Raw genomic sequence first — 453 nt, forward strand, 5'->3', positions numbered from 1 at the left:
CCATGCCAAGCGCTTCGGGATCGACGACGGCGTCGGCCGCGCGCGCAACGCCGAAGCCGCGAAAACCCTCGAAAGCGCGGCTACGGCCATAGACGGGCAGCGCCGCCAGGTCGACAGGGATCTTCAGCCCGGTGCCGGCCACGGGCCACAGTACTGAGCGCCCGGACCAGGTGTCGCGGCGTTCGAGCAGGCCGGCGATCTCGCCCGAGGCGTCGAGGCCGAACGTGGTGGCGACATCCTTGAAGCGGCGGCCAATCACATCGGCGGCCGGCTGGCCGACGATCTCGGCGAATTCGGGCGACAGTGCGCTGAATTTACCTTCGGCGTCGGTGCGCCAGACGAAGCGCAGCGGCGGCGCTGAGCGGTCAATGTCGCGGGGCGAGGCCGGCTGCGCCGGCGCGATGGTTTCGCGTGCGGCGGTTTCGTTGACCTCTTGCCGCCGGTCTTCGGCTG

1 pseudogene is annotated in these 453 nt (G+C 70.4%); it reads right to left on the bottom strand.

Going from position 1 to position 453, the window contains the following annotated elements:
• Positions 1 to 453 (bottom strand): annotated as a pseudogene (locus EN874_RS32235) (PAS domain-containing sensor histidine kinase); the annotation flags it as partial.

Origin of the sequence: Mesorhizobium sp. M1D.F.Ca.ET.231.01.1.1 (assembly GCF_003999155.2) — a bacterium.
GTDB lineage: Bacteria > Pseudomonadota > Alphaproteobacteria > Rhizobiales > Rhizobiaceae > Mesorhizobium.